Consider the following 24,516-nt stretch of genomic DNA (forward strand, 5'->3'; position numbering starts at 1 on the left):
ACATTGCGCGGTAAGCTCCTTGTACGGTCAGACAGCGGGCGCCTCGGCGCCCGCTCTTTTTTCAGCAAAGACCTGCCCACCCGCAGCCTGCCCATGCCCCAAGATTCCATGACCCGCTCAGACCTCGTTGAAGAACTGGCCGCGCGCTTTGGTCAGCTCACCCATCGAGATGCCGAATACGCCGTCAAGACCATCCTGGACGCCGTGGGCGAGGCCCTGGTGCGTGGGCACCGCATCGAGATCCGGGGCTTTGGCAGCTTCTCGGTAAACCACCGCCCACCCCGCATGGGACGCAATCCGCGCAGCGGCGAGGCCGTGGCCATCCCTGAAAAACGGGTGCCCCATTTCAAGCCTGGCAAGGCCCTGCGTGAAGCCGTGGACAAGCGCACCGCCGAGATGGAAGAAAACTCGGGTGCCGCCAGCAGCACAACCGTTCAAAAATAATAGCTGCTCGCGCTTTACAGATAAGCGCTAGAGGCCTATTTGACTTGAATTCTTATCCTGCAAGGGCCATACGGCCCAGCAGGCACAAGCTCTTAGAATCGCCCCACCACTGGGGAGACCGATGAAATACCTCCTGTGGCTGCTCAAGGCAGCCATTTTTTTTACACTGTTTGCCTTCGCGCTGAACAACCAGCAAGACGCCACCGTGCACTTCTTCTTTGGCACGCAATGGCGCGCGCCGTTGGTGCTGGTGGTGTTGACCGCATTTTCAGCGGGCCTGGCCGTGGGAGTGCTGGGCATGGTGCCGCGCTGGTGGAGGCACCGCACCGCAGCGCGACGCGCCCATGCAGCGGTGGCAGCGCCAACGCCCGTGCCATCCTCCGCAGCAGCGGGCTCCATGCCCCCCGCCCCGCCACCACCGCCCGACCTGCCTTCCGCCCATGGAATTTGACCTGACCTGGATCCTGCTGGGTCTGCCCGTGGCCTTTGTGCTGGGCTGGCTGGCTTCGCGTTTTGACCTGCGCCAACTGCGTGCAGAAAACCGCCGCGCGCCCAAGGCCTATTTCAAAGGCCTGAACTTCCTGCTCAACGAGCAGCAGGACCAGGCCATCGACGCTTTCATCGAGGCCGTGCAGAACGATCCCGATACGTCAGAACTGCACTTTGCCCTCGGCAATCTGTTCCGCCGCCGGGGCGAATACGACCGCGCCGTGCGCGTGCACGAGCACCTGCTCTCGCGCGGCGACCTCTCCCGCACCGACCGCGAACGTGCCCAGCACGCGCTGGCGCTCGACTTCCTCAAGGCCGGCCTGCTTGACCGCGCGGAAGAAGCCTTGCACCGCCTGGAAGGCACCCCCTTCGAGGCCCAGGCCCGCTTGGCGCTATTGGCCATTTATGAACGCTCACGCGACTGGCCCCACGCAGCCACCATCGCCCGAAAGATGCACGACGCGGACCAGGGCGACTTCAGCACCCGCCAGGCCCACTACCTGTGCGAGCAGGCGCTGGCGCTGAGTGCCCAGGGCGACCTGCCCGGTGCCCAGGCGTTGCTGGAACAGGCCGTGGCCGCCGCCCCTGAAGCTGCACGCGCGCGCATTGAACTGGCGCGCCTGCAACGCCTGATGGGTCAGCCGGCTGCCGTGCTGTCCACGCTCAAGGCCCTGGGCGAGCGCAACCCTGCCGCACTGCCGCTGGCCGCCCCACTGATGGTCGAAGCCGCCACGGCCGCCGGGCGCACCGAAGAGGTCCACGCCCTGCTCCAGGCCCACTATGCGCAGGCCCCTTCGCTGGATGTGCTGGAGAGCATCGTGGCCATGGAAACCACCGACGAGGCCACCCGCCCCTCCGCCCGGCAGCGCTACGTGGAGCACCTGGACAAAGAGCGCTCGCTGGTCGCCGCTGCCAAGTGGCTGGCCACCGAAAAGCTGGAACACGAAGAATTTCACCCCCAGATCCAGCGCGCGCTGGACCACGCGGTCAAGCCCCTGACCCGCTACCGCTGTGCGGCCTGTGGCTTCGAGGCCCGCCAGCATTTCTGGCAATGCCCCGGCTGCCAGACCTGGGACAGCTACCCCGCACGCCGGGTCGAAGAACTCTGACCCGCCATTCCAGCCCTCCACGCCAAGGACACCCGCCACCATGCTGAAGACACTGCTGACCCTGATCGCCACTTTGCTGCTGGCCACCACCGCCGCCTTCGCCGCCGTGGACGTGAACACCGCCACCGAAGCCGAACTCGACGGCATCAAGGGCATCGGGCCCGGCCTGTCGGGCCGCATCCTGGAAGAACGCAAGAGCGCCCCCTTCAACGACTGGGCCGACTTCATTGGCCGCGTGGGTGGCGTGGGCAACAAAAGCGCCGTGAACTTCTCCAAGGAGGGCCTGACCGTCAACGGCAAGAAGTACAGCGCAGCGGCCGCCGCCAAGGCGGAAGCCAAGAGCAAACAGAAAGAGAAAGAAAAAACCGCCAGCCACCAGGGCACCGAACGCAAGGCCCGCAGCAGCGCAGACAAGACCGCCGCAGCACCAGCCACACCACCAACAGCGGCACCTGCAGCCCCCGCCCCTGCCGCTACCCCAGCAGCCAGCGCTAGCAAAAACTAAGCAGACTTCACAAGCAGCAAGCCCGCTCCAGCGGGCTTTTTTTTTGCACCCACCACAAGCTCGGCAGCAAGGGCTGGGCAGGGTTTTTAGGGGCTGCCCCTAAAATTGTTCGCGCATGCCCCTGATCACCCTCATCCTACTCCCCTTCATCGGCAGCCTGCTGGCGGCAGTGTTGCCCGCCAATGCCCGCAACACCGAGTCCACGCTCGCCGGGCTCATTGCCTTGTTCTGCACGGTGCAGGCGGCGCTCTACTTCCCACAGATTGCAGACGGCGGCGTGCTCCGGCAAGAGCTGGCTTGGCTCCCTGCCCTGGGCCTGAACCTCGTCATCCGCATGGATGGCTTTGCGTGGATGTTCTGCATGCTGGTGCTGGGCGTGGGTAGCCTGGTGGTGCTGTATGCGCGCTACTACATGTCGGCCGCCGACCCGGTGCCACGCTTCTTCTCGTTTTTTCTGGCGTTCATGGGAGCGATGGCGGGTGTGGTGCTGTCGGGCAACATCATCCAGATTGCGTTCTTCTGGGAGCTGACCAGCCTGTTTTCCTTCCTGCTGATCGGCTACTGGCACCACCGCAAGGATGCGCGGCGCGGTGCGCGCATGGCGCTCACGGTGACTGGCACAGGCGGGCTGGCCATGCTGGCGGGCATGCTGGTGCTGGGCCACATCGTGGGCAGCTACGACCTGGACCATGTGCTCGCGGCTGGGCAGCTCATCCAGAACCATCCGCTGTACCTCACGGCCCTGGTGCTGATACTGCTGGGCGCGCTCACCAAAAGCGCACAGTTCCCGTTCCACTTCTGGCTGCCCCACGCCATGGCTGCGCCCACGCCCGTGTCGGCCTACCTGCACTCGGCCACCATGGTGAAGGCCGGTGTGTTCCTGATGGCCCGGCTGTGGCCCGCACTGTCGGGCACGGAAGAGTGGTTCTGGCTGGTAGGCGGTGCGGGCCTGGCCACGCTGCTGGTGGGCGGTTACGCGGCCATGTTCCAGAACGACCTCAAGGGCCTGCTGGCCTACTCGACCATCTCGCACCTGGGCCTCATCACCCTGCTGCTGGGCCTGAACAGCCCGCTCGCTGCCGTGGCCGCCGTGTTCCACATCATGAACCACGCGACCTTCAAGGCCTCGCTGTTCATGGCTGTGGGCATCGTGGACCATGAAAGCGGCACGCGCGACATACGGCGCCTGTCGGGCCTGCGCAGGATGATGCCCATCACCGCCACCCTGGCCATGGTGGCCAGCGCGGCCATGGCGGGCGTGCCGCTGCTCAACGGCTTCCTGTCCAAGGAAATGTTTTTTGCCGAGACGGTGTACGTGAACACCACGCCGATGCTCGAATGGCTGCTGCCCGTCGCCGCCACAGTGGCCGGCATGTTCAGCGTGGCGTACTCGCTGCGCTTCACGGTGGATGTGTTCTTTGGCCCACCCGCTACCGACCTGCCGCGCCCGCCCCATGAGCCACCGCACTGGATGCGCGTTCCGGTTGAACTACTGGTGCTGGCCTGCCTCGTGGTGGGCACGTTGCCAGCATGGTCTGTGGGGGCCTACCTGGCTGCCGCCGCGCGGCCCGTGGTGGGGGGCGAGCTGCCCACGTACAGCCTGGCGGTGTGGCATGGCTTTAATACCCCGTTTGTAATGAGCCTGGTGGCATTGGGCGGTGGCATTGCGCTGTATGCGCTGCTGCGGCGCCAGCGCGCGCGCGGCATGCTGGATGCACCGCCCCTCATGCACCACCTGAGCGGCCAGCGCATGTTCGAGCACCTGCTGGCCGCCCTCACGCTGGCGGGCCGCAACGGCCGCCGCCTGCTGGGCACCAGCCGCCTGCAGTGGCAGATGCTGTGGCTGGCCGCAGCGGCCCTGGTGGCGGGTACCCTGCCCCTGTGGGTGCGGGGACTGCCAATTGGCGACCGCGTGCAGTTGCCGCTGTCGCCCACGTTTGCGCTGCTGTGGCTGCTGGGCGCCGTATGCGCCGTGGCGGCGGCCTGGCAGGCCAAGTACCACCGGCTGGCCGCACTCACACTGCTGGGCGGCTCGGGCCTGTGCGTGTGCCTGACCTTTTTGTGGTTCTCGGCGCCCGACCTTGCGCTCACACAGATCGTGGTGGAGATCGTGACCACCATCCTCATCCTGCTGGGCCTGCGATGGCTGCCCCGCCGCGACGAAAGCCTGCGCGTGCCCACCCTGGCCGAAGAGCGCCGGACCCAGCTGCGCCGCTACCGGGACCTGGCACTGGCGTTGAGCGCGGGCGCAGGCATGGCTCTGTTGTCGTTCGCGATGATGAGCCGCCCCTTCCCCGACAGCACCTCCACCTTCTTCCTGGAGCGCGCCCTTACCGACGGGGGCGGCACCAACGTGGTCAACGTCATGCTGGTGGACTTCCGGGGCTTTGACACCTTTGGCGAGATCGTGGTGCTGGGCATCGTGGCGCTCACGGTGTATGCGTTGTTGCGGCGCTTCCGCCCCGCGCGCGAGGTGATGGATCTGCCGCCCCAGCAGCGCGCCCTGCCCGCCGATGTGGACACCGACCTGACCAACCCGCGCCAGACCGCCGACACCGCCGTCGGATACCTCATGGTGCCTGCGGTGCTGGTGCGGCTGATGCTGCCCTTTGCCACGCTGGTCGCGGTCTACCTCTTCATGCGCGGGCACAACGAGCCCGGCGGCGGCTTTGTGGCGGGGCTGGTGTTCTCGGTGGCGCTGCTGCTGCAGTACATCGTTTCGGGCACCTCGTGGGTCGAGGCCCACCTGCCGCTGTACCCACGCCGCTGGATCGGCATGGGCCTGCTGACGGCACTGGCCACCGGACTGGGGGCGTTGGCCTGGGGCTACCCGTTCCTCACCAGCCACACCGCGCACTTTGCGCTGCCTGTGGTGGGCGAGATCCATGTGGCCAGCGCGCTGTTCTTCGACATTGGCGTGTTCACCCTGGTGGTGGGCTCCACCATGCTCATCCTCACCGGCATTGCCCACCAGTCGGTGCGCAGCCACCGCTACAACAATGCGCGCGCCGACGACGAGGCGGCAGAACAAGCCGCTGCTGCCACAGCGCCCACCACCCGGGGAGAAACTGCATGGAACTGATACTGGCCCTGGCCATTGGCGTGCTCACCGGCTCGGGCGTATGGCTGCTGCTACGGCCCCGCACCTTCCAGGTCATCATGGGCCTGTCGCTGCTGTCGTACGCTGTCAACCTCTTCATCTTCAGCATGGGCCGCCTGGGCCTCGCGATTGACAAGGAGCCCGTGCTGCAGCCCGGGGTGCCGCAAGACCTGGCCCACTATGCCGACCCCATGCCCCAGGCACTCACGCTCACGGCCATCGTCATCGGCTTTGCCATGACCGCCCTCTTCCTCGTGGTGTTGCTGGCATCGCGTGGCATGGCGGGTACCGACCATGTGGACGGCACCAAGGGTAAAGACGTGCAGGAAATGCCATGACGGGAGGCACCAGCATCACCGCATCGATCACCGCGTGGCTAATGCCACACCTGATCCTTGCGCCCATTGCGCTGCCCCTGCTCACGGCCGGGCTCATGCTGCTGCTGCGCGAGGAACGACAGCGCACCAAGGTCACACTCAACATCACATCGACCCTGGTCGGCCTGGTGGTGGCTGTGTTGCTGCTGGTGCAGGCCAAGGAGCCCAGCGTGCAAACCAGCCTGGGCGTGTACCTGCCGGGCAACTGGCCGGCGCCGTTCGGCATCGTGCTGGTCATCGACCGCCTGTCGGCCATGATGCTGGTGCTGACCAGCACAGTGGCGCTCGCCACGGTGCTGTTCTCGGCCGCGCGCTGGCACCGGGCGGGTGTGCACTTTCACCCGCTGTTCCAGTTCCAGCTCATGGGGCTGGCAGGCGCGTTCCTCACGGCCGACCTGTTCAACCTGTTTGTGTTCTTCGAGATCATGCTGGCGGCATCCTACGGGCTGCTGCTGCACGGCTCGGGCCGCCCGCGCGTGTCGGCGGGGCTGCACTACATCGCCATCAACCTCGCCGCATCTTCGCTGTTCCTCATCGGGGTGTCGATGCTGTACGGCATCACCGGCACGCTCAACATGGCCGACCTGGCCCGGAGCATTGCGGGTGTGGCCGTGGCAGACCGGGGGCTGCTGCATGCGGCCGCTGCGATTCTGGCGGTCGCGTTCCTCATCAAGGCCGCCGTGTGGCCGCTCAACTTCTGGCTGGTGCCTGCCTACAGCGCGGCCACTGCGCCCGTGGGTGCGCTTTTCGCGCTGATGACCAAGGTGGGCGTGTACAGCGTGCTGCGGCTGTGGACGCTGCTGTTTGGCCCCGAGGCTGGTGAATCGGCCCAGTTTGGCAGCCAGTGGCTGATTGGCGGGGGCCTGCTCACCATGGCCTATGGCGCCATCGGCATGCTGGGCTCGCAGCGCCTGGGGCACCTGGCAGGCTTCAGCGCCGTCCTGTCGTCGGGCACGCTGCTGGCTGCCGTAGGCTTCGGCCAGAACCTGCTCACAGGCGGGCTGCTGTACTACCTGCTCAGTTCCACGCTGGCGGTGAGCGCCCTCTTTCTCCTGACCGACCTGATCGACCGCTGGCGCAACGACGGCTCCAACCTCGCACCCTACGAGCAGACCGACGACGCGCCGTTCCTGTCGGCCGACCTGGTGCCCACCGAAGGCATGAACCTCGACGATAAGGAGGAGGCGCTCATCGGCGAGGTGATCCCTGCGGCCGCTGCCTTCCTGGGTCTGGCCTTCATCGCCTGCACGCTGGTCATTGCGGGCCTGCCACCGCTGCCAGGGTTTGTGGGCAAGTTCGCCATGGTGCATGCGCTGCTCAACCCGCTGGGGCTGGGCGCATCCAGCGGGTTCCAGCTGGGCGCGGCGGGCTGGACGCTGGTGGCCCTGCTGGTGGCCTCGGGCCTGCTGGCGCTGGTGGCCCTGACCCGTGCAGGCATCCGCCATTTCTGGGCCGCACATGATCGGTCGGCCCCCAAGCTGCTTGTACTGGAAGGCTTGCCGATTGCCCTGCTGCTGGGTGCCTGCGCGGCGCTGGCCTGGCAGGCCGGCGCCGTGATGCGCTACACCCAGGCAACGGCCGACGCATTGCACGCGCCCGCTGGCTACATGCGCGCGGTGATGACCGCTGAGCCCGTGCCCAACCCGCCCCAGCCCGCCACCACACCGGGGGGCAGCCTGCCATGAAGCCAGAGTCCTCCAACACCCCAGCATCGCCCCGGCCCTTCAAGCGGCTGGTGCCCGCGCCCCTGCTGTCGCTGGCGCTGCTGGGCCTGTGGCTGCTGCTCAACCGCAGCCTGAGTGCCGGGCATTTCGTGCTGGGCAGCGTGCTGGCCCTGGCGATTCCGCTGCTCACGGCCGGGCTGCGGCCGCTGCCGGTGCGCGTGCGCAAACCCGGCGCCGTGCTGCGCCTGGCCTTCACGGTGGTGGCCGACACCACCCGCTCCAACCTGGCCGTGGCGCGCCTGCTGCTGGCGCCCGGCCGCAGGCGCCACCCTGCCGGGTTTGTGCACATCCCGCTGGACGTGCGCGACCCCAACGCACTGGCCGTGCTGGCGATGATCGTCTGCATCACCCCTGGCACGGCCTGGGCCGAGCTGTCGCTGGACCGCAGCGTGCTGCTGCTGCATGTGCTGGAACTGGACGACGCGGCCACCGTGATCGCCGACGTGAAGCGGCGCTACGAGGCCCCTTTGATGGAGATTTTTGAATGACCCCGATACTGGATTGGGCCCTCCCCATCGCCCTGTTCATGCTGTCCCTGGCCATGGGCTGCGCGCTGATCCGCCTGCTCAAGGGCCCCTCCGCACAAGACCGGGTGCTGGCGCTCGATTGCATGTACCTGAGCGGCATGCTGGTGATGCTGGTGCTGGGCCTGCTGTACGGCAGCAAGAACTACTTCGAGGCCGCTCTGCTGTTGGCGCTGTTCAGTTTTGTCGGCTCGATGGCCATGGCCAAGTTTTTGCTGCGTGGCGAGGTGATCGAATGACCGAAGCCGCTACCACTGCCGCCGCCGTGCTGCCGCTCTGGCTTGAAATCATCGTGGCCTTGCTGGTGCTGGCGGGCGCCGGGCTGGCCCTGCTGGGCTCCACCGGCCTGCTGCGCCTACCCACGTTCTTCGAGCGTGTGCACGCCCCCGCCATCATCGCCACGCTGGGCTGCTGGCTGATCATGCATGGCACGGTGCTGTACTTCTCGGTGGCCGACCGCAGCCTGGCGCTGCATGCGCTGCTGATCGCCGTGTTTGTGGCGATCACGGTGCCGATCATGTCGATCTTATTGATGCGCGCGGCGCTGTTCCGCGCGCGGCAGATGGGGCTGGACGTGCCGCCCAGCCTCAGCCAGCCCAAGGCACCCGCAGAAGGCAAAGACTCCTGATTTGATAGCTGCTTGCGCTTGATGGACGCGCGCAAGCAGCCATTTTGAGCACTATTCTTGACCTGAAGACCCGAATCCGCCGCCGCCCGGCGTGTGGATTTCAAACACATCGCCCGGCAGCATTTCGGCCTGGCCGATGTGGTCCAGCAGCTCCACCCGGCCATCGCTGCGCACCACCTTGTTGATGCCCACGGCACCCGGCTGGCCGCCTGCCATGCCAAACGCGCCATGGTGGCGGCCGTTCGACAGGATGCTGGCCGTCATCGGCTCCAGGAAGCGCACACGGCGCACGCCGCCGTCGCCGCCTTTCCACCGCCCGGCGCCGCCCGAGCCCTTGCGAATCTCGTAACCCTCCAGCCGCACCGGAAAGCGGAACTCCAGCACTTCAGGGTCCGTGAGGCGCGAGTTGGTCATGTGGCATTGCACGACGCTGGTGCCTGCAAAACCGCCAGTGAGCTGCCCGTTGGAATCCCACACGCCGCCCGCGCCGCTGCCCCCCGAGATGGTCTCGTAGTACTGGTAGCGCGTGCTGCCAAAGGTGAAGTTGTTCATGGTGCACTGCCCCGCCGCCATCAGGCCCAGTGCGCCGTACAGCGCATTGGTGATACAGGTGGAGGTCTCCACATTGCCCGCCACCACCGAGGCCGGCGGATTGGGGTTGAGCATGCTGCCCGGCGGGATGATCACGTTGAGCGGCTTGAGGCACCCGGCATTCAGCGGAATGTCGTCATCCACCAGCGTGCGGAACACATACAGCACCGCCGCCATGCACACCGCCGTGGGCGCGTTGAAATTGTTCGTCTGCTGCGCGCTGGTGCCGGTGAAATCGATGGTGGCGCTGCGACTCGCTGCATCCACTTTCACCGCCACGCTGATCTGTGCGCCGTTGTCCAGCGGCAGCGTGAACGCACCGTCCTTGAGCCGTGTAATGACGCGGCGCACGGACTCTTCGGCGTTGTCCTGCACATGGCGCATGTAGGCCAACACGACATCGAGGCCAAACTCGGCCACCATGCGGCGCAACTCCTGCTGGCCCTTTTCGTTGGCCGCAATCTGCGCGCGCAAATCGGCCATGTTCTGCTGCGGGTTGCGGCTGGGGTACTCGCCGCTTTCGAGCAGCGCAATCATCTCCGCCTCGCGCAGCACGCCGCGCTCCACCAGCTTCACGTTGTTGATCTGCACGCCCTCTTCCTCGATGCGGGTCGAGAACGGTGGCATGGAGCCCGGCGTGGTGCCGCCCACATCGGCGTGGTGGCCCCGGCTGCCGACGTAGAACGTGGGCTCGGCGTTGTCCCCCAGGTAGACCGGCGTGATCACCGTGATGTCGGGCAGGTGCGTGCCGCCGTGGTACGGGTCGTTGAGCACAAACACGTCGCCCGGCTGCATGCGTCCGGCGTTGTCACGTATCACCGTCTTGATGCTCTCGCCCATGGAGCCTAGGTGCACCGGCATATGCGGCGCATTGGCAATCAGGTTGCCTGCGGTGTCGAACAGCGCACAGCTGAAGTCCAGCCGCTCCTTGATGTTCACCGAGTAGGCCGTGTTCTGCAGCTGCAGCCCCATCTGCTCGGCGATGTTCATGAACAGGTTGTTGAACACTTCGAGCAGCACCGGGTCCACCGTGGTGCCCACGGCGTGTTGCACGGCACGGGCCACGCGGCGGTTGAGCAGCAGGTGGTCCAGGTCGGTCAGCTCGGCCTCCCAGCCGGGCTCTACGATGGTGGTGGCGTTCTTCTCGGCAATGATGGCCGGGCCGGGAATCACATCGCCGGGGCGCAGATCCTCGCGCACCACCAGCGCGGCGTCGTGCCATGCCGCAACGCCATCGATGCCGCCGGTGTACATGCGCACAGTGCTGCGGCGCGGCACCTCGCGCGCAGGTTGCAGCGTGTGGCGCGGCTCCACGGGCGCATCGCCGGGCACCACGGCCTCGACGGAAACGGCCTCCACCACCAGGCCCTTGCCCTGCATGAGGAACGCAAAACGCTGGCGGTAGGCGTTCTCGAACGCGGCGGTGATTTCGGCCAGCGAGCCAAATGGCACGATGAGTGCGGAGTCGCTGCCCTCGTAGCGCACATGCACGCGGCGGTGCACCACGGCTGTGCCCGCGCCCACCTGCTGGCGCTCCAGCTCGGTGCGTGCGGTGGTGGCCAGTTGCTCCAGCGTGGCTTCGATACCCGCCAGCGCATCAGGCACCAGCTTGGTTTCCACGGCCTGTTCGCGGATCACGTTCTGGTCCGCCAGGCCCATGCCGTAAGCGCTCAGCACGCCCGCCAGCGGATGCACGAACACGCGCGTCATGCCCAGTGCATCGGCCACCAGGCACGCATGCTGGCCGCCCGCGCCGCCAAAGCACTGCAGCGTGTAGCGCGTCACGTCATAGCCGCGCGCCACGCTGATCTTCTTGATGGCGTTGGCCATCTGCTGCACGGCGATCTGGATAAAGCCGTGGGACACGTCCTCGGCGCTGCGGCCGGTTTGCGTGGCGAGGTCGCCGAACTTCTGCGCCACGGCATCGCCGTCCAGCGCCTCGTTGGCCGCGTGGCCAAACACCTTGGGAAAATGTGCAGGCTGGATCTTGCCCACCATCACGTTCGCATCCGTCACGGCCAGCGGGCCGCCACGGCGGTAACTGGCGGGACCTGGGTTGGCGCCCGCGCTTTCGGGGCCCACGCGGAAGCGCGCGCCGTCAAAGCCGAGGATGGAGCCGCCACCGGCCGCCACGGTGTGGATACTCATCATCGGGGCGCGCATGCGCACGCCCGCCACCTGGGTCTCGAATTCGCGCTCGAACTCGCCCGCGTAATGGCTCACGTCGGTGCTGGTGCCCCCCATGTCAAAGCCGATGACCTTGTCGTGGCCTGCCAAACCGGCGGTGCGGGCCATGCCGACGATGCCGCCTGCGGGGCCCGACAGGATCGCGTCCTTACCCTGGAACACCTGCGCATCCGTGAGGCCGCCCGACGACTGCATGAAGAACAGCTTCACGCCCGGCATTTCGCTCGCCACCTGGTCCACATAGCGGCGCAGGATGGGCGACAGGTACGCATCCACCACCGTGGTGTCGCCCCGGCTCACCAGCTTCATCATGGGGCTGGTGGCGTGCGATGCACTCACCTGCGTGAAGCCCACCTCCCGCGCAATCCGGGCCGCAGCCTCTTCGTGGGCGGTGTAGCGGTAGCCGTGCATGAACACGATGGCCGCGCTGCGCAGGCCTGCGTCGTAGGCGGCCCATAGGCGTTCCTTGAGGTGGGCTTCGTCCAGCGGATCGATCACCTCGCCCCGTGCACCCACACGCTCCTGCGCCTCGATCACGCGCTCATACAGCAGCTCGGGCAGCACGATGTGGCGGTCGAACAGACGCGGGCGGTTCTGGTAGGCGATGCGCAGCGCATCCTTGAAACCCTTGGTGGTGATGAGCAGCGTGGGCTCGCCCTTGCGCTCCAAGAGCGCGTTGGTGGCCACGGTGGTGCCCATCTTCACGCACTCCACCAGCTCGGGCGTCACGGGTTCGCCGGGCTTCAAACCGAGCAGGTGGCGGATGCCTGCGACAGCCGCGTCCTTGTACTGCTCGGGGTTCTCCGACAACAGCTTGTGCGTGACCAGCGTGCCGTCCGGCCGCTTGCCCACCACGTCGGTGAAGGTGCCGCCCCGGTCGATCCAGAACTGCCAGCGGGACATGGGTGAAACTTGGTGGGACATGAATAACTATCTTTTTGATAGCTACCAGCGCTTATCAGATAAGCGCTAGAGCATGGTTTTATTCAAAATTCTGCGCCGATCAAAGGGATGCCGCCGAGCGCGCCGCCTGGTCGTACATGCCTGAGAGCACACGCAGTAACCGGGCCAGCTCGCCGATGTCGCGGTTCAGCGCGTCGTCGGCTTTCAGGGCGTCGATCAGGCAACTCTCGCGGATCTCGCGGTAGCGCTGCACGTAGGCACGGCCCACATCGGTGGCGGCGTAGGTGACTTCCTTGCCGTTCTTTTGCGAGGCCACGACGCCCAGGTTCTGCAGCTTTTTCAGTGCGTAGTTCACCAGGTGCGTGTCTTCCACATTCATGATGAAGCAGATGTCGGCCAGGCGTTTGTCGCGCGCGCGGTGCGTGACATGGTGCAGCACCACCACGTCGAGCGGCGTCAGGTCCTTGAGACCCGCCGCCGCCATGCAGTGCACCACCCAGCGGTGGAACGCGTTGCCCGCCACGATGAGGCCGAACTCGAACTCGCTCATCTCTGCGCTCTGTGCCGACACCAGGTGTGCCGATGACACGATGGGGCCGGAGTCGGTTTTGGCCTTGGGCTTTGCGTCAGATTTCATGGCGGATTCGGGCCTGCGGGTTCAGTCATTGGCACGGGATATGCATGGGGCATTGTAGGCAAGTCGATGGTAATTTGTTGGCAATTTGTCAGCGTTTAGGCAAAACACCTATCGCAATCGGGTCGGCTTCCGATACAGTGATTTGTTACATCCAACCCTGCGGAGCAATATCCATGAAGCGTCGAATCTTCCCCGTGACCGCACTCGCCCTGACCCTGGCGGCGGGCCTGTCTGCAACCTCGGCATTCGCTCAGACCAAGTGGGATCTGGCGGCCGCCTACCCAGCCACCAACTTCCACACCGAGAACATGGTGCAGCTGGCCGGCGATGTAGACAAGGCCACGGGGGGCAAGCTCAAGATCACGGTGCATGCCAACGCCGCACTGTTCAAGGCCCCCGAAATCAAGCGCGCGGTGCAAGGCGGCCAGGCGCAGATGGGTGAGATCCTGCTGGCCAACTTCCAGAACGAATGGCAACTGTTTGGCGTGGACGGCCTGCCGTTCCTGGCCGATAGCTACGACGCCTCCAAGAAGCTCTACGCCGCCCAAAAGCCTTTTCTTGAAAAGAAGCTGGCCGAGCAAGGCATGGTGCTGCTGTATGCCGTGGCCTGGCCTCCGCAAGGCATCTACACCAAGAAGCCACTGGCCTCGGCCGCCGACCTCAAGGGCATCAAGTGGCGCGCCTACAGCCCCGCCACCGCCCGCATTGCCGAGCTGGTGGGTGCACAGCCGGTGACAGTGCAGGCCGCAGAGTTCTCGCAGGCCCTCGCCACGGGCGTGGTCGAATCGACGATGACCTCGGGCGCCACCGGCGTGGACAGCAAGCTATATGAGCACCTCAAGTTCTACTACGACACCCAGGCCTGGCTGCCCAAGAACGCCGTGCTGGTGAACAAGAAGGCCTTTGACGCGCTGGACAAGCCCAGCCAGGACGCCCTGCTCAAGGCCGGTGCCGACGCCGAAGCACGCGGCTGGGCTGCCAGCGCCAAGGTCAACACCGACACCATCGCCAAGCTCAAGGCCAATGGCATGGCGGTAGAAGCGCCGCCCGCCGCACTGAAGGCCGACATGGCCAAGGTCGGCGACACCATGCTCAAGGAATGGCTGGACAAGGCCGGCCCCGAAGGCAAGGCGCTGATTGACGCCTACCGCAAGTAAGCTCGGGCATCCACGCAAATGCGTCGTCTGCTGGACTTTCTGTACGACAGCGCCGCCGCCCTGGCGGCGCTTTTCATGGTCGGCCTGCTGGGCATGGTGCTGCTGTCCATCGCCAGCCGGCAGTTCCACTTCCACGTGCCGGGCACGGATGCCTACGCAGGCTATCTGATGGCGGCTGCGGGTTTTCTGGCGCTGGCCCACACCTTGAAGCGCGGCGAACACATCCGCGTCACGCTGCTGCTCAACTTTTTGAAGGGCGGCGCAAAGAAGGCCTTTGAGATCTGGGCCCTGGCCATTGCCACGCTTCTGGCCGTGCTGTTTGCGGTGTACAGCTGCAAGCTGGCCTGGCAGTCGCACGAGTTCCACGACATCTCCACAGGCAGCGATGCCACCCCCCTGTGGATTCCCCAGATCGCCATGGCCGTGGGCACGGTGATTCTGGCCATCGCCTTCATCGACGAGCTGGTGCTGGAGGTGATGAACAAACGCGCCGACGCCCATCCCGGCGAAGCCTTGCGCAATGAATAAGACAACCAGGCCCATCTACCATGAGTGATCTCGCCATTACCGGCCTGCTGGTCCTGTCGCTGTTCCTGATTCTGGGCAGCGGTGTCTGGATCGGGCTGACCCTCTCGGGCGTCGCCTGGATCGGCATGCAACTGTTCTCGTCGCGCCCAGCTGGCGATGCGATGGCGGTGACGATCTGGGGCAGCGCCTCCAGCTGGACCTTGACCGCCCTGCCCCTGTTCATCTGGATGGGGGAAATCCTGTTTCGAACGCGGCTGTCGCAAGACATGTTCAAGGGCCTCGCCCCCTGGGTACAGGCCCTGCCGGGCCGCCTGCTGCACACCAACGTGGTGGGCTGCACGATTTTTGCGGCCGTGTCGGGGTCGAGTGCCGCCACCTGCGCCACCATCGGCAAGATGACACTGCCCGAACTGACACGCCGGGGCTACCCTGAGCACATGGTGGTGGGCACCCTGGCCGGTGCCAGCACGCTGGGCCTCTTGATCCCGCCGTCGATCATCATGATCGTCTACGGCGTATCGGCCGAAGTGTCCATCTCGCAGCTGTTCATTGCGGGCGTGCTGCCGGGCATTCTGCTGGCGGCCCTGTTCTCAGGCTACATCATGGTCTGGGCGCTGCGGCACCCCGACCAGATTCCCGCCGCCGACGTGCGCCTGACCTTTGCGCAAAAGCTGGCCGAGTCGCGCAGCCTGATCCCGGTGGTGCTGCTGATTGCAGCGGTGCTGGGCAGCATCTACACCGGCTTTGCCACGGCCACCGAAGCCGCAGCCGTGGGTGTGGTGGGCTCGCTGGTGCTCTCGGCCGTGCAGGGCTCGATGAGCTGGAGCACCTTCAAGGAATCGCTGATGGGCGCCACGCGCCTGTACTGCATGATTGCGCTGATCCTGGCCGGTGCCGCGTTTCTCACGCTATCGATGGGCTATATCGGTCTGCCGCGCCACCTGGCTGAATGGATTGCGTCGCTGGGGCTGAATCAGGGGCAGCTCCTCGTCGCGTTGGCCGTGTTCTTCATCATTCTGGGCTGCTTCCTGGACGGCATCTCAATGGTGGTGCTCACCATGGGCGTGCTCATGCCCACGGTGCAGGCTGCGGGCATCGACCCCATCTGGTTCGGCATCTTCATTGTGCTGGTGGTCGAGATGGCGCAGATCACACCGCCCGTGGGCTTCAACCTGTTCGTGCTGCAAGGAATGACGGGCCGCCAGCTGCCCTGGATCGCCAAGGTGGCCCTGCCCATGTTCCTGCTGATGTGCGCGGCCGTGGCGCTGCTCTATATCTTCCCCGGCATCGTCACTTGGCTGCCGCAGCAGATGGCGGCGCGCTGAGCCGCCGGCATACGAAACGGGTGTGGTCCAGACCAGGGTCACTCCGTTTTGCTCTTTTGGGGGAAGGCGCGAAGCGACCCAGGGGGACTTCATTTGCTGTGACAATCCCCCCATGCTCAATGTTCTGGCCATCTGCATCGGCGCCTGTGTGGGCGCACTGGCGCGCTGGCGCCTGGGCCTGTGGCTCAGCCCGGGCGGCTTGATTCCCTGGGGAACCCTGGCAGCCAACCTGATGGGCGGTTATCTCATCGGCGTGTGTGTGGCTGTTTTTCACGCCCTGCCCCAGATCGATCCCGTCTGGCGGCTGGCCTTGGTCACGGGTTTTCTGGGCGCACTCACCACGTTCTCCAGCTTCTCGGCCGAGGTGGTTGAAATGTTGATGGTGCAACGCTACGCCATGGCCCTGGGCACTACAGCACTGCACCTGTTCGGGTCGCTATGCCTGACGGCGCTTGGCATACAAAGTGCTTCATATTTCATAGCAGCCCGCGCATTGTAGACTTGCCCAAGGGCCCATTTTTCTCTACACCTCATCCTCCATTGCATTACGCTGCCCAAGCCGGTGGCCGCAGCATTCGCCCCACCCCTTTTCCCCCACAGACCGACACGAAGAGTCTCTTATGGACGCCAATACCCAACTCAACGAACGCCGCCTGGCCGATGCCTGGGCGGAACTGCAGAACCACGCAGTCAACGGCAACCCCTTGCACGCAGACGCATATCGCCTCGCGTTTGCCGACCCGGAATTCCTGTTCCGCCGCGAGACACGCGGCATCCGCTTTCAGCTGGAAATGCTCAAGCCCGACCTGGGCCAGGCCGAGCAAGGCATCGAGAACACCGTGGTGGTCTACGGCAGCGCCCGGTTTGTGGCACCCGACGAGGCCTCAGCCCAGTTGGCCGAGGCCGAGGCCAGTGGCGACGAGGTGCGCCTGCAGCGTGCCCAGCAGGCCGTGCGCAACGCCCGCTACTACGACCTCGCCCGCCAGTTCGCCAAGGTGGTGGCGGAATACAGCGAGCACCAGCGCCCCGCAGACCGCATCTACATCTGCACGGGCGGCGGCCCCGGCATCATGGAGGCCGCCAACCGGGGTGCCCACGAAGCCGGTGCACTGAACGTCGGCCTGAACATCGCCCTGCCCCACGAGCAAAGCGGCAATCGCTTCATCTCGCCCTCGCTCTCCTTCAAGTTCCACTACTTCGCGCTGCGCAAGATGCACTTCATGATGCGCGCCAAGGCATTGGTGGCCTTCCCGGGGGGTTTTGGCACGCTGGACGAACTGTTCGAGGTGCTCACGCTGGTGCAGACCAAGAAAGCCAAGCCCGTGCCCATCGTGCTGTTTGGCACCGACTACTGGAGGCGGCTGATCAACTTCGAGGTGCTGGTGGAAGAAGGCACGATCTCCGCCCAAGACCTCAAGCTCTTTCACTACACCGACGACCCACAAGAAGCGTGGGAGCTGATCAAGTCGTTCTACCAGCTGTAGGCCTTTCTTTGCCTACTGGCTCCGCACGGCAAGCGGCACTCAGCGCGGCCCCTGCCCCGGCTGTTTTTTCTCGCCCCCGATGCGCCACGCCAGCCGGGCGCCGCCCAGGCCTGCGGCGCCCACCCCCCAGAACAGGCCGCTCACGCCAATCACCGCCCCGGCCGATCCGAACATCAGGGGCATCAGCACGCTGGATGCGTTGATGGCCATGAGGCGCAGACCCAGAGCTTCGCCCTGGCGATGTGAGGGCGTGATCTGGTGCAGCAGGCTCATCACCATGGGCTGCCCCGTGCCCAGCACCAGGCCTAGCAACACCGAGCACAGCCCCATGGCCCAGGCGCTTTGCAGCATGGGGTACACCGCAAACAACACGGCCGTCACCAGCATGGCGCCGGCCATTACGCCCCGCTCGCGCAAGTGCTTGGCCACAAAGGGCATAAGCACGCGGATCACAGTGGCCGCAATCGCAAACGCCCCGAAGATGGTGCCAATGACCGCCGCCGACAAGCCGCGCTCATGCCCCAGCAGCGGCACCGCAAAGGCATGCACATCCCAGCACGACGAGATGAGCCAGTTCACGATGAGCAGGCGGCGAAACGGTGGGTCGTTCAGCAGATCCCAGGCACGCTGTGGCGGGCCATCTTTGGCGGAGGCTGCAGCCGCAGCGGGCAGATCCTGCGTGCTGCGCACACACCACCAACTGACCAGGGGCAGCAACGCCAGCAACGCAAAGGCCGCGCGGTAGCCTTCCAGGCTGCCCGGGGTGGTACCCGCATGGTCGATGGCCAGCCCCGCCGCAAATGGGCCGATGAAGTTGGACACCGCCGGGCCTATCGACAGCCAGCTGAACACCTGCTTGAGTGCGGTGGCGTCATGCACGGCGCGGCCCGCGTGGCGTTGCACGGCAATGGTGGCGCCCCCTGCGCCGGCGCCAGTCATCAAGGCCGCAACGCACAAGACCGCATAGGTCGGAAACACCACCGCCAGCCCAGCGCCCATGCACGCCACAGCCACCGAATAAGCCATCGGGCGCTTGAGGCCGTGGCGGTCTGCAAACCGGCCCGCAGGAAGGGCCAGAAACACCTGGGTGAGCGCGAACAGCGCCACCAGAAACCCCACCGCTGCCACGCTGTAGCCCTCGCGCAGCGCGAGCAGGGGCGCGGCCAGCCGCATGCCAGCCATGCTGCCGTGCACACAGATCTGCGCGGCAATCAGCCGGGCCAGTGCCCAGTTCACAGCGGATCGTCCTCGGGGTCCAGCCCCGGCAACGGCACGGTGGTGGCCCCTGGCGCAGGCAGGTCCTGCACATCCCGCAGGCGCTTCTGGATGGCGCGGGTGCGCACGCCCACCTCGTCAAACTTCTTGGCGGCGGCGTCGATGGATTTTTTGGTGGCCTCCACCACATCGCCAAACTTGGCGAACTCGGTCTTGACCATGCCCAGAAGGCTCCACACTTCTGACGAGCGTTTTTCAATCGCCAGCGTCTTGAAGCCCATCTGCAGGCTGTTGAGCATGGCGGCCAGATTGGCCGGGCCTGTGATCATCACGCGGCAATCGTTCTGCACGGCCTCGACCAGGCCGGGACGGCGCATGACCTCGGCAAACAGGCCTTCGGTGGGCAGGTACAGCACGGCAAAGTCGGTGGTGTGTGGGGGCGAGACGTACTTCGCGAAGATCTTCTTGGCTTCGAGCTTGATCGAGGTCTCGAACGCATTGCCCGCAGACAAGATGGCCGCCTTGTCGGCCGCGTCCTGCGCATCCATCAGGCGCTGGTATTGCTCCACCGGGTACTTGGAGTCGATGGGCAGCCACACCGGGTGCTCGTCGCTCTTGCCCGGCAGGCGGATGGCAAATTCCACCAACTCATCGCTGCCTGGCACGGTCTTGACGTTGCGCGCGAACTGCTCGGGGGTAAGCACATTGTCGATGATGGCGCCGAGCTGCATTTCGCCCCAGGTACCGCGCGACTTCACGTTGGTCATCACACGCTTCAAGTCGCCCACGCTGCCGGCCAAGGTCTGCATCTCGCCCAGGCCCTTGTGCACTTGTTCGAGCCGGTCGCTCACCAGCTTGAAGGATTCGCCCAGGCGCTGCTCCAGCGTGGCGTGGAGCTTTTCGTCCACCGTGCGGCGCATTTCTTCGAGCTTGGTGGCGTTGTCGGCCTGGATGGCGGCCAGGCGCTCGTTGAGCGCCGTGCGCAGTTGTTCGGCATTGTGCTGGCTGCCCTGCACCAGCCCGGTGAGCTGCTGCGACACCGCGTCTTGCAGCACCGCAAACTGGTTCTTGATCTGAAAGCTGTTGGCTTCGAGCTGGTCTTTGAGCGCTTGTGACATCACCCCCAGCTGCGACTGGGTGTCGCTCTTGAGCGAATCGAGCGTGAGGCGCGTGGCTGCGTCCAGGGCCGTGAGGCGCTGCTCCAGCCGCGCCTCGAACACGCCAAAGGCGGCCAACAGCTCGGCACGGCCGTTGCGCGATTCGGCCACCGCCTGCGTCAAACGCTCATCGACCGCGTGGCGCAGCCCCTCCAGCGTGGTCTGCGTGGTTTGGGTGAAGCCGCGCAGCTGCTGGCCCATGCCATCCAGCGCGCCATCGTTCTTGGCCACGGCCAGTTGGGTGGCCTGAGCAGTGCGCTCCAGCGCCTGCAGGCGGGCCAGCCATTCGGGCGGCAAATCCACGCGGGGGCGGCGCAGCGCCAGCAGCGCGAGCGCGATGAACACCAGGGCCAGTGAGGCCAGCAGAACGAGGGTATCGGTAGTCAAGGAAGGATTACTATGGTTTCGATAGCTGCCAGCGCTTATCTATCAAGCGCTAGCGGCCAATTTCTCTTAATAAATCCGGCGTTACTGCGCCCGCAGGCCAGGCACGGGCTGGTTCACCGGAGTGAGGGGGGCACGCCCGCCCAAAAAGGCAATCAGGTTGTCCGCCGCCAGGTTGGCCATGGCGCGGCGCGTGGGCACCGTGGCGCTGGCGATGTGAGGCGTGAGCACCACGTTGGGCACGGTAAGCAGGTCGGGGTGCACGCTGGGCTCGCCTTCAAACACATCCAGACCCGCCGCGGCAATGCGGCCTTCGCGCAGCGCCACGGCCAGCGCCGCGTCGTCCACAATGCCGCCACGCGCAATGTTGATGAGGGTGGCCGTGGGCTTCATCAGCGCGAGTTCGGCCGCGCCAATGGTGTGGTGCGAGGCTGCGCTGTACGGCACCACCAGCACCACATGGTCGGCCGTGCGCAGCAAGTCTTCCTTGCCCACGTAGGTGGCCTTGCATTCGGCTTCCAGGTCAGCCGACAGGCGCGAGCGGTTGTGATAGAACACCTTCATGCCAAAGCCATGCGCGCCGCGCTTGGCAATGCCCTGCCCGATGCGACCCATGCCGATGATGCCCAGCGTGCTGCCGTGGATGTCGCTGCCCGCGAACATGTCGTAGCTCCACTTCGTCCACTTGCCAGCGCGCAGGTAATGCTCGCTCTCGGTCATGCGGCGCGCCGTGGCCATCAAGAGCGCAAAGCCGAAGTCGGCCGTAGTCTCGGTCAGCACGTCGGGGGTGTTGGTGCCCAACACGCCCGCCGCCGTCATCGCGTCCACATCAAAGTTGTTGTAGCCCACGGCCATGTTGGCGCAGATTTTGAGGCGCGGCGCCGCAGCCAGCAACGCCGCGTCGATACGCTGACTGCCGGTGGTGAGCACTCCGTCCTTGTCCGCCAGGCGCACGCCCAGCTCGGCAGGGGTCCAGATCACGTCGTCGGGGTTGGCCTCCACGTCGAAGTGCTCACGCAGGCGGTCCACGATGTCGGGGAAGATCGCTCGCGCGACCAGGATGCGGGGTTTGCTCATGAATCTTCAGTCTCCAATGTATCGATACGGCTACCCTACCTTGCAACTGGCGCGGCCCGCACCAGCGGCCACCGTGCAAGGGCAGCCCCGCCGCACTGGTGGCGTCCCCCTTCCCATCGCGCAGCGATGAGAGAAGGGGGAAGCGGCGCGCCGCTCAAGGGGATGGTCACTACCTAAACCAGATGAAAGTCATAACGACAAACAGCGGCACCAGGATGCCCCCCGACCACAGCATGTAGCCAAAGAAGCTCGGCATCTTCACGCCCCGGTCTTCGGCGATGGCCTTGACCATGAGGTTGGGTGCGTTGCCGATGTAGGTGTTGGCCCCCATGAACACGGCCCCTGCCGAGATGGCAGCCAGTGTGGGCGCCAGGGTGGTCATCAGCACCGCAGGGTCGCCGCCCGCAGTGTTGAAAAACACGAGGTAGGTGGGGGCGTTGTCCAGGAACGAGCTCAGGGCACCCGTGGCCCAGAAATACATGGCCGGGTCGGGCGAACCATCTGCGCGGGTCACGGCCGACACAACGGCGCCAAACGGACCGTTGACGCCCGCCTTGAGCATGGCGATAACCGGGATGATGGTGAGAAAGATGCCCGCAAACAGCTTGGCCACCTCTTGCATCGGCCCCCAGCCGAACTGGTTGTCTTCATGCACCTTCTTGGGCGTGAGCCACAGGGATACAAAGGTGACGATGACCAAACCGACGTCGCGCACGATGCCAGGCAGGCCAACGTCGGTGCCCGCGATGTTGAACGCCACCGACGACTTCCAGAAGCCGCTGACCAGCACCAGCGCCACCACCACGCCCAGCAGGGCAAAGTTGACCTTGCCATCAAAGCCGATGGCCCGGCTGTCGGGTGTGGGGTCGGCCGTGACCACTTCTTCGCTGCGGCGGTAGTACCAGGAATCGAGCACAAAGAAGATGACCAGCAGCGCACCCACGAGGAAAAGCGTTTCCTGGAAGATGTGGCTCACCGTCCAGAAGAAATCCACGCCCTTCAGGAAGCCCAGGAACAGCGGCGGATCGCCCAGCGGCGTGAGCGAGCCACCGGCGTTGGACACGATGAAGATGAAGAACACCACCACATGCGCCACATGCTTGCGGTTGTCGTTGGCGCGGATCAGGGGGCGGATCAGCAGCATGGACGCCCCGGTCGTGCCCATGAAGCTGGCCAGCACGGCGCCAATGGCCAGGATGGTGGTGTTGAGCCCCGGGCTGCCATGCAGGTTGCCGCGAATGAAAATCCCGCCCGCCACCGTGAACAGCGCAGTCAGCAGGATCACAAACGGGATGTACTCCGCCACCAGCGCATGCACCAGGCTTACGCCCGCCATGCCGGGGCCGAATGTGATGGCAAACGGCACCAGAAACGCCAGCCCCCAAGCTGCCGCCACCTTGCCAAAGTGGTGGTGCCAGAAGATCGGCGCCAGGAGCGGCATGAGGGCAATCGACAGCAGAATGCCCGCGAATGGAACGCCCCAGAGGACGGACAGCGTGCTGCCATCGATGTCGGCGGCCAGGGCCCAGCCGGGCAGTGCCGCCAAAAGACCGGCCACTGCCAGCCCGCGCGAGAGTTTCATGGGTTGTGTCTCCATCCAGTTATAAAAATCGGTGCGCCTCACGGCGGTTTGACGTACTTCACAGCACATCGTGGCACTTCACGGAACCTCTGGGCGCTTCCGAGCGCCAGCGCGGCTACGCTGTCGCAGGGATATCAAACACCTGCCGCAGGTAGGCGAGGTATTTCTCGTCATCACACATGCCCTTGCCCGGCGTGTCCGACAGCTTGGCCACAGGCTGGTCGTTGCAACGCGTCATCTTGATGACCACCTGCAGCGGCTCGTGCGCCGGCGGGCTGCCCAGGTCATTGGTGAGATTGGTGCCAATGCCAAACGCCAGCTGGCAGCGGCCCCGGAACTGCTGGTACAGCTCGATGGTGCGTGGCACGGTCAGCGCATCGCTGAAGATCAGCGTCTTGGTCAGCGGGTCCACGCGGTTCTTGCGGTAGTGGTCCAAAAGGCGCTCGCCCCAGGCAAACGGGTCGCCACTGTCATGCCGCGCGCCGTCAAACAGCTTGCAAAAGTAAAGGTCAAAGTCGCGCAGGAAAGCGCTCATGCCGTACACGTCCGACAGCGCAATGCCCAGGTCCCCCCGGTACTCCTTGGCCCACATCTCAAAGCCAAAGACCTGGCTGTCGCGCAGGCGCGGGCCCAGCGCCTGGCAGGCCTGCAGATATTCATGCGCCATGGTGCCCAAGGGCGTCACGCCCAGCTTCATGGCGTAAAGCACGTTGCTGGTGCCCGCAAACTGGCCGGGGCCTGCCGGTGCGCCGGGACGGCGGTCGCCCGTGCCCAGGCGGGCCACCAGCACGCGCAGCACTTCTTCGTGCCAGGCGCGGCTAAAACGCCGGCGGGTGCCGTAGTCGGCAATCTTGAGATCCGACAGGCCGTCACCCTGCAGCAGCGCAATCTTGGCATCCAGGCGCCGGCGGCCTTCCAGGAAGTCGGGCACTTTCTGCGTGTTGCGAAAGTAGACCTCATTGACGATGGCCAGTACCGGAATCTCGAACAGGATGGTGTGCAGCCACGGCCCCCGGATGGAGATTTCGATCTCGCCGTTGTGCTGGGGCGTGACGGTGATGTATTTCTCGTTGAGCTTGAACAGCCCGAGAAAATCCACGAAGTCGCTCTTGATGAAACGCAGGGACCGCAGGTAAGCCAGTTCGGCATCCTGGAACTGCAGGCAACACAGCGACCGGATCTCGTCGCGGATTTCGTTGGCAAACGGTGCCAGTTGCACGCCGGGGTTGCGGCACTTGAATTTGTATTCGACCTGCGCCCCCGGAAACTGGTGCAGCACGACCTGCATCATGGTGAACTTGTACAGGTCGGTGTCGAGCAGGCTGGTGATGATCATGGACAGGGCAAGCCTCAGAAATCGCGAACACGTTCCCAAGGCCTCAGACCGGG

General features: G+C 65.3%; 22 protein-coding genes. 15 read left to right on the forward strand and 7 right to left on the reverse strand.

Going from position 1 to position 24,516, the window contains the following annotated elements; translation table 11 throughout:
* The first annotated feature begins 108 nt into the window (after positions 1-108).
* From AC2YJX_RS03370 to mnhG, 10 genes are all read left to right on the forward strand, one after another.
* Positions 109-444: an integration host factor subunit beta gene (locus AC2YJX_RS03370; RefSeq protein ID WP_487255269.1), complete on the forward strand. Its 336-nt coding sequence runs from the start codon at positions 109-111 to the stop codon at positions 442-444.
* Positions 445-565: 121 nt separating this feature from the next.
* Entirely contained in the window at positions 566-895 is a 330-nt protein-coding gene (locus AC2YJX_RS03375) for a LapA family protein (RefSeq protein ID WP_487255270.1), read from the forward strand.
* Entirely contained in the window at positions 885-2,042 is a 1,158-nt protein-coding gene (lapB, locus tag AC2YJX_RS03380) for a lipopolysaccharide assembly protein LapB (RefSeq protein ID WP_487255271.1), read from the forward strand. Before AC2YJX_RS03375 ends, lapB begins: the two co-directional genes overlap by 11 nt.
* Positions 2,043-2,082: 40 nt before the next feature.
* Positions 2,083-2,547 (forward strand): ComEA family DNA-binding protein, encoded by a 465-nt coding sequence (locus AC2YJX_RS03385; protein ID WP_487255272.1) that lies wholly within the window; start codon positions 2,083-2,085, stop codon positions 2,545-2,547.
* Positions 2,548-2,662: 115 nt separating this feature from the next.
* Positions 2,663-5,629 carry a monovalent cation/H+ antiporter subunit A gene (locus AC2YJX_RS03390; protein ID WP_487255273.1) on the forward strand — a complete coding sequence of 989 codons (2,967 nt, stop codon included), beginning with the start codon at positions 2,663-2,665 and terminating at the stop codon, positions 5,627-5,629.
* Positions 5,620-5,985 (forward strand): Na+/H+ antiporter subunit C, encoded by a 366-nt coding sequence (locus AC2YJX_RS03395; protein WP_015014440.1) that lies wholly within the window; start codon positions 5,620-5,622, stop codon positions 5,983-5,985. The genes AC2YJX_RS03390 and AC2YJX_RS03395 overlap by 10 nt, the downstream gene beginning before the upstream one ends.
* The gene (locus AC2YJX_RS03400; RefSeq protein ID WP_487255274.1) at positions 5,982-7,709 is read left to right on the forward strand and encodes a monovalent cation/H+ antiporter subunit D; all 1,728 of its coding nucleotides are present in this window, start codon (positions 5,982-5,984) and stop codon (positions 7,707-7,709) included. The genes AC2YJX_RS03395 and AC2YJX_RS03400 overlap by 4 nt, the downstream gene beginning before the upstream one ends.
* A complete protein-coding gene (locus AC2YJX_RS03405) occupies positions 7,706-8,236 on the forward strand; it encodes a Na+/H+ antiporter subunit E (protein WP_487255275.1) in 531 nt (176 codons plus the stop codon). The genes AC2YJX_RS03400 and AC2YJX_RS03405 overlap by 4 nt, the downstream gene beginning before the upstream one ends.
* Complete coding sequence (locus AC2YJX_RS03410; RefSeq protein ID WP_487255276.1) at positions 8,233-8,511, forward strand: K+/H+ antiporter subunit F; 279 nt, start codon at positions 8,233-8,235, stop codon at positions 8,509-8,511. Before AC2YJX_RS03405 ends, AC2YJX_RS03410 begins: the two co-directional genes overlap by 4 nt.
* A complete protein-coding gene (gene mnhG / locus AC2YJX_RS03415; protein ID WP_487255277.1) occupies positions 8,508-8,900 on the forward strand; it encodes a monovalent cation/H(+) antiporter subunit G in 393 nt (130 codons plus the stop codon). Before AC2YJX_RS03410 ends, mnhG begins: the two co-directional genes overlap by 4 nt.
* A gap of 51 nt (positions 8,901-8,951) precedes the next feature.
* Here mnhG and AC2YJX_RS03420 read toward each other — a convergent pair whose 3' ends face one another.
* Both AC2YJX_RS03420 and AC2YJX_RS03425 read right to left on the reverse strand, forming a co-directional pair.
* The gene (locus tag AC2YJX_RS03420) at positions 8,952-12,602 is read right to left on the reverse strand and encodes a hydantoinase B/oxoprolinase family protein (RefSeq protein ID WP_487255278.1); all 3,651 of its coding nucleotides are present in this window, start codon (positions 12,600-12,602) and stop codon (positions 8,952-8,954) included.
* Between the two features lie 79 nt (positions 12,603-12,681).
* Positions 12,682-13,218 carry a winged helix DNA-binding protein gene (locus AC2YJX_RS03425; RefSeq protein WP_055402539.1) on the reverse strand — a complete coding sequence of 179 codons (537 nt, stop codon included), beginning with the start codon at positions 13,216-13,218 and terminating at the stop codon, positions 12,682-12,684.
* A gap of 173 nt (positions 13,219-13,391) precedes the next feature.
* On the opposite strand from AC2YJX_RS03425, the gene AC2YJX_RS03430 reads away from it, so the two are divergent.
* From AC2YJX_RS03430 to AC2YJX_RS03450, 5 genes are all read left to right on the forward strand, one after another.
* The gene (locus AC2YJX_RS03430) at positions 13,392-14,375 is read left to right on the forward strand and encodes a TRAP transporter substrate-binding protein (RefSeq protein WP_055402541.1); all 984 of its coding nucleotides are present in this window, start codon (positions 13,392-13,394) and stop codon (positions 14,373-14,375) included.
* 18 nt (positions 14,376-14,393) lie between these two features.
* A complete protein-coding gene (locus AC2YJX_RS03435; protein ID WP_121420420.1) occupies positions 14,394-14,903 on the forward strand; it encodes a TRAP transporter small permease in 510 nt (169 codons plus the stop codon).
* Positions 14,904-14,923: 20 nt separating this feature from the next.
* Positions 14,924-16,228 (forward strand): TRAP transporter large permease, encoded by a 1,305-nt coding sequence (locus tag AC2YJX_RS03440; protein WP_121420421.1) that lies wholly within the window; start codon positions 14,924-14,926, stop codon positions 16,226-16,228.
* 112 nt (positions 16,229-16,340) lie between these two features.
* A complete protein-coding gene (crcB, locus tag AC2YJX_RS03445) occupies positions 16,341-16,727 on the forward strand; it encodes a fluoride efflux transporter CrcB (RefSeq protein WP_431149532.1) in 387 nt (128 codons plus the stop codon).
* A gap of 121 nt (positions 16,728-16,848) precedes the next feature.
* Positions 16,849-17,712 carry an LOG family protein gene (locus AC2YJX_RS03450; RefSeq protein WP_431149533.1) on the forward strand — a complete coding sequence of 288 codons (864 nt, stop codon included), beginning with the start codon at positions 16,849-16,851 and terminating at the stop codon, positions 17,710-17,712.
* 39 nt (positions 17,713-17,751) lie between these two features.
* Here AC2YJX_RS03450 and AC2YJX_RS03455 read toward each other — a convergent pair whose 3' ends face one another.
* The 5 genes from AC2YJX_RS03455 to pncB form a co-directional block, all read right to left on the reverse strand.
* Positions 17,752-18,948 (reverse strand): MFS transporter, encoded by a 1,197-nt coding sequence (locus tag AC2YJX_RS03455; RefSeq protein WP_431149534.1) that lies wholly within the window; start codon positions 18,946-18,948, stop codon positions 17,752-17,754.
* Complete coding sequence (locus tag AC2YJX_RS03460) at positions 18,945-20,471, reverse strand: DNA recombination protein RmuC (RefSeq protein WP_487255279.1); 1,527 nt, start codon at positions 20,469-20,471, stop codon at positions 18,945-18,947. The genes AC2YJX_RS03455 and AC2YJX_RS03460 overlap by 4 nt, the downstream gene beginning before the upstream one ends.
* 81 nt (positions 20,472-20,552) lie before the next feature.
* Positions 20,553-21,545, reverse strand: coding sequence for a 2-hydroxyacid dehydrogenase (locus AC2YJX_RS03465; RefSeq protein WP_487255280.1), 993 nt, complete (start codon positions 21,543-21,545; stop codon positions 20,553-20,555).
* A 169-nt stretch (positions 21,546-21,714) separates the two neighbouring features.
* Positions 21,715-23,127, reverse strand: a complete 1,413-nt coding sequence (locus AC2YJX_RS03470) for a sodium:proton antiporter (RefSeq protein WP_487255281.1) — start codon at positions 23,125-23,127, stop codon at positions 21,715-21,717.
* Between the two features lie 115 nt (positions 23,128-23,242).
* A complete protein-coding gene (gene pncB, locus AC2YJX_RS03475; RefSeq protein WP_176886269.1) occupies positions 23,243-24,463 on the reverse strand; it encodes a nicotinate phosphoribosyltransferase in 1,221 nt (406 codons plus the stop codon).
* Between the last annotated feature and the right edge of the window lie 53 nt (positions 24,464-24,516).

The sequence above is a fragment of the Acidovorax sp. SRI_002 genome, from assembly GCF_057586455.1.

Coding starts and splice junctions, on each gene's coding strand:
- AC2YJX_RS03370 (WP_487255269.1), top strand. CDS start 109: ATGACCCGCTCAGACCTCGTTGAAGAACTGGCCGCGCGCTTTGGTCAG.
- AC2YJX_RS03375 (WP_487255270.1), top strand. CDS start 566: ATGAAATACCTCCTGTGGCTGCTCAAGGCAGCCATTTTTTTTACACTG.
- lapB (WP_487255271.1), top strand. CDS start 885: ATGGAATTTGACCTGACCTGGATCCTGCTGGGTCTGCCCGTGGCCTTT.
- AC2YJX_RS03385 (WP_487255272.1), top strand. CDS start 2,083: ATGCTGAAGACACTGCTGACCCTGATCGCCACTTTGCTGCTGGCCACC.
- AC2YJX_RS03390 (WP_487255273.1), top strand. CDS start 2,663: ATGCCCCTGATCACCCTCATCCTACTCCCCTTCATCGGCAGCCTGCTG.
- AC2YJX_RS03395 (WP_015014440.1), top strand. CDS start 5,620: ATGGAACTGATACTGGCCCTGGCCATTGGCGTGCTCACCGGCTCGGGC.
- AC2YJX_RS03400 (WP_487255274.1), top strand. CDS start 5,982: ATGACGGGAGGCACCAGCATCACCGCATCGATCACCGCGTGGCTAATG.
- AC2YJX_RS03405 (WP_487255275.1), top strand. CDS start 7,706: ATGAAGCCAGAGTCCTCCAACACCCCAGCATCGCCCCGGCCCTTCAAG.
- AC2YJX_RS03410 (WP_487255276.1), top strand. CDS start 8,233: ATGACCCCGATACTGGATTGGGCCCTCCCCATCGCCCTGTTCATGCTG.
- mnhG (WP_487255277.1), top strand. CDS start 8,508: ATGACCGAAGCCGCTACCACTGCCGCCGCCGTGCTGCCGCTCTGGCTT.
- AC2YJX_RS03420 (WP_487255278.1), bottom strand. CDS start 12,602: ATGTCCCACCAAGTTTCACCCATGTCCCGCTGGCAGTTCTGGATCGAC.
- AC2YJX_RS03425 (WP_055402539.1), bottom strand. CDS start 13,218: ATGAAATCTGACGCAAAGCCCAAGGCCAAAACCGACTCCGGCCCCATC.
- AC2YJX_RS03430 (WP_055402541.1), top strand. CDS start 13,392: ATGAAGCGTCGAATCTTCCCCGTGACCGCACTCGCCCTGACCCTGGCG.
- AC2YJX_RS03435 (WP_121420420.1), top strand. CDS start 14,394: ATGCGTCGTCTGCTGGACTTTCTGTACGACAGCGCCGCCGCCCTGGCG.
- AC2YJX_RS03440 (WP_121420421.1), top strand. CDS start 14,924: ATGAGTGATCTCGCCATTACCGGCCTGCTGGTCCTGTCGCTGTTCCTG.
- crcB (WP_431149532.1), top strand. CDS start 16,341: ATGCTCAATGTTCTGGCCATCTGCATCGGCGCCTGTGTGGGCGCACTG.
- AC2YJX_RS03450 (WP_431149533.1), top strand. CDS start 16,849: ATGGACGCCAATACCCAACTCAACGAACGCCGCCTGGCCGATGCCTGG.
- AC2YJX_RS03465 (WP_487255280.1), bottom strand. CDS start 21,545: ATGAGCAAACCCCGCATCCTGGTCGCGCGAGCGATCTTCCCCGACATC.
- AC2YJX_RS03470 (WP_487255281.1), bottom strand. CDS start 23,127: ATGAAACTCTCGCGCGGGCTGGCAGTGGCCGGTCTTTTGGCGGCACTG.
- pncB (WP_176886269.1), bottom strand. CDS start 24,463: ATGATCATCACCAGCCTGCTCGACACCGACCTGTACAAGTTCACCATG.